The 535-nt window shown below is 44.9% G+C and carries 1 protein-coding gene; it reads left to right on the top strand.

The window, feature by feature from the left end; genetic code table 11:
- The coding region (locus A3738_RS04225; protein WP_197473582.1) for an FtsW/RodA/SpoVE family cell cycle protein at positions 1–535 on the top strand (535 nt) is incomplete at both ends.

Below are 535 nucleotides of genomic sequence, written 5' to 3'. Positions count from 1 at the left end.
TGGAAGGTAGTTGCTGGATTTGGAGCAATTGTCGCGTCCTGTTTGCCTGTTATGTGGCATTTTGTCATGCGTGATTACCAGAAGCAGCGTGTATTGACGTTTCTTGATCCCGAAAGCGACCCACTTGGAGCGGGTTGGAATATTATTCAATCAAAAACTGCGATTGGCTCAGGCGGTACTTGGGGTAAAGGCTGGCTTGAGGGTACGCAATCTCAGTTGAATTTTTTACCTGAAAGTCATACTGACTTTATCATTGCAGTGTGTGCGGAAGAGTTTGGCTTTGTCGGCGTTTTAGCTTTACTAGGCTTGTATTTGATGATCGTAGTTAGAGGTCTGTATATTGCCGTTAAAGCGCAAGATTCCTACAGCCGTCTGTTGGCAGGAAGTCTAATTCTGACGTTTTTTGTTTATGTCTTCGTCAACATCGGAATGGTGAGTGGAATTTTGCCAGTGGTTGGAGTTCCTTTGCCTTTGGTGAGTTACGGTGGCACCTCAGTAATTACTCTCATGGCAGCGTTCGGTGTAATTATGTCTA

This window comes from Oleiphilus sp. HI0066, from assembly GCF_001635725.1.
This window is presented reverse-complemented; position numbering and strand designations above follow the sequence as displayed.